This is a genomic window from Mesorhizobium sp. M7A.F.Ca.CA.004.12.1.1, assembly GCF_003997835.1.
Classification (GTDB): domain Bacteria; phylum Pseudomonadota; class Alphaproteobacteria; order Rhizobiales; family Rhizobiaceae; genus Mesorhizobium.
In genome coordinates this window covers 1-1962 of sequence record NZ_RZRK01000992.1, presented here as the reverse complement: position 1 = coordinate 1962, position 1962 = coordinate 1, and the positions used below count along the sequence as shown (strand labels likewise).

At 63.9% G+C, this 1962-nt stretch carries 2 protein-coding genes and 1 pseudogene; all 3 read right to left on the bottom strand.

From position 1 onward, the window contains the following. Positions 1-679: ABC transporter permease (locus EN984_RS32700; protein ID WP_164765834.1), on the bottom strand; the 679-nt coding region annotated here is incomplete at its 3' end. Then, positions 676-1560, bottom strand: coding sequence for an ABC transporter permease (locus EN984_RS32695; RefSeq protein ID WP_127270231.1), 885 nt, complete (start codon positions 1558-1560; stop codon positions 676-678). The genes EN984_RS32695 and EN984_RS32700, both read right to left, overlap by 4 nt. 104 nt (positions 1561-1664) lie before the next feature. Then, positions 1665-1962: pseudogene (locus EN984_RS32690) on the bottom strand (FAD-binding oxidoreductase); the annotation flags it as partial.

Below are 1962 nucleotides of genomic sequence, written 5' to 3'. Positions count from 1 at the left end.
GGCTCCAGATGTAGAGCGGCAGCGTCGGCTCGGTGCCGGCGAGGAAGAAGACGACGATGAATTCGTCGAAGGAGATCAGGAAGGCCAGCATGAAGGCCGAAACGATGGCCGGCAGGCTGAGCGGCAGCATGACCCGCCGGAACGTCGTCCAGTCGGAGGCGCCGAGATCGAGCGCCGCCTCGCGAATGGTTTTCGGGACGGCGGCGAAGCGGCTGCGCATGATCACCACGGTCGTCGGCAGCGCCACCAATATGTGACCGAGAACGATGGCGATGCGCGATGGCCCCAAACCAATGAGGTTGATGAGGATCAGCAGCGATATGCCGACGATGACGCCGGGGATCAGGATCGGCAGCCGGGCGATGGCGCTGATGGTGGCGGCCAGCGGCGAGCGGCCATAGAGGTCCATGTAGGATACGGTGATGCCGCACAGCGTCGCGCCCGTGGCGGCAATGGCGCCGATGACGAGGCTGTTCAAGAGTGCACCAGTCAGCGCCGAATTGCCGAACAGTGTCGCGTACCATTGCAAGGTGAAGCCTTGCAGTGGAAACGCTGCCTGGATCGAGTTGTTGAAGGAAAACAGCGGGATCAGCAGCACCGGCAGATAGAGAAAGACCAGATAGGCGACGACGTAGACGCCGAGCCAGCGGCCGCCTCCCTGCGTGCGTGCAGCGCTCATGTGCGGCTGCCAAATCTGCGGTCGGCGAAACGCGCGACCAGCACCACGCACAGGATGACCAGCATGACGGCGACGGAGAGTGCGGCGCCGAACGGCCAGTCATTGGCCTTGCCGAATTGCGCCTGGATCAGCGTGCCGATCATGGTGCTGGCCGGGCCGCCGACGAGCGCCGGCGTGACATAGTCACCGACCGTCGGCACGAAGACGACAAGGGCTGCCGCCAGCACGCCCGGCATCGAATTGGGCAGCACGACACGGCGGAAAGAGGTGAATGGCCGCGCGCCGAGATCGGAAGCGGCCTCGATCAGCGATTTCGGGATGGTGTCCAGCGCCACATAGATCGGCAGGATGGCGAACGGTGCATAGGCGTGCGCGAGCGTGACGACGACGGCGGCCGGCGTGTTGAGAAAGGCCAATGTCGGCTCGGACCAGATACCGCTTTCGATCAGCGCCGAGTTCAAAACGCCATTGTAGGCGAGCACGATCTTCCAGGCGAAGACGCGCAGGAGATAGCTGGTCCAGAACGGCAGCGTCACCAGGAACAGCAGCAGGCCGCGCCGCCGGCCGGCGTGGAAGGCAAGGTAGTAGGCGACGGGATAAGCGGTGACGACGGTCGCCAGCGTGACCAGAGCGGCAATGATCAGCGAGCGCAGCGTCACCGTCCAGTACAGCGGATCGGACACCACAGTGACAAAATTCGCCACGGTGAAGCCGGCGCCGAGCAGCGAACCGTCATTGCCGCGGAAGGCGAGAAAAAGCACGAGGCCGAGGGCAAACAGGATCAGCAGGAAAGTGACCAGAGCGCCCGGCAGCAGCATGGCGACCCGGAAGCCCTGAGAAGACCGGACCTCTGGCGCTGATGTTGCAACTAGGGTCGACATCCACCTGCCTATCGGGATTTTGAAATTGGCTTAGAGTTTTTCATATCCATGAAACTGTCAAGCAGAATCCTCTAACGGAACCCCAAGGAGATGAAGCGCCCTGGTCAGCGCTCCAACGCATCGAGCAGACGGTACCAGGCGATGGTCGCGGCGACGCCGACCTGACGGAAGGCGTGAAACGGGATCGGCCGGATCGGCGAGACCGGGAAAGGCAATTGCCTGGCGTCGCCACTTTGGAGGTAGCCGGCGATGCGCTCGCCAAGCGCGGTCATCAGGCCGACACCACGACCCTGGCAGCCGGCCACGGCCAGCAGGCCCTGCTCCGGCTCATGGATGTGCGGCAGATGGTCCGGCGTCATCGCCACGCGGCCGAACCAGCGCTTCTCGATGGCGACACCGGAC

Excerpts from the sequence above, each read along its gene's own strand:
- EN984_RS32695 (WP_127270231.1), bottom strand. The coding sequence starts at position 1,560 with ATGTCGACCCTAGTTGCAACATCAGCGCCAGAGGTCCGGTCTTCTCAG.